This is a genomic window from Kitasatospora sp. SC0581, assembly GCF_048159585.1.
Lineage (GTDB): Bacteria > Actinomycetota > Actinomycetes > Streptomycetales > Streptomycetaceae > Kitasatospora.
In genome coordinates this window covers 1-417 of sequence record NZ_JBLRWA010000162.1, presented here as the reverse complement: position 1 = coordinate 417, position 417 = coordinate 1, and the positions used below count along the sequence as shown (strand labels likewise).

1 protein-coding gene is annotated in these 417 nt (G+C 49.4%); it reads right to left on the bottom strand.

The window, feature by feature from the left end:
• Positions 1-376: ABC transporter permease subunit (locus ACLWS4_RS37575; RefSeq protein ID WP_416876514.1), on the bottom strand; the 376-nt coding region annotated here is incomplete at its 3' end.
• Positions 377-417 lie beyond the last annotated feature (41 nt).

The following is a 417-nucleotide window of genomic DNA, read 5'->3' as shown; positions in this document are numbered from 1 at the left end:
CCCAAGAAAATTTTGCGTGCTGGAACCATCTGATTAGGCCATCCATAAGAATGGCGATCCCTGCCATAATGAAAATGCCGGCGAAGACAATGTCACTGCGCAGATATTTGCTGGCATCAAGTACCATCCAGCCTAATCCCGAAGTGGCAGCTACCATTTCCGCAGCGACCAGTGTGGCATACGTCACACCAATTGCGGTGCGAAGGCCGGTTACAATATCAGGAAGGGCAGAGGGCAGCATAATGTGGTACAACATTTTCCATTTCGATGCACCCAGTGTATATGCCGCATGAATACGGTCCTGCGGCACTTTTTTCACGCCTGAAACAGTGGCAAGAAAGAGGGGGGCAAAAGCGCTTAAATACAGCAATGCCACTTTCGAACGATCATCAATTCCCATCCATAAAACGAGCAGGG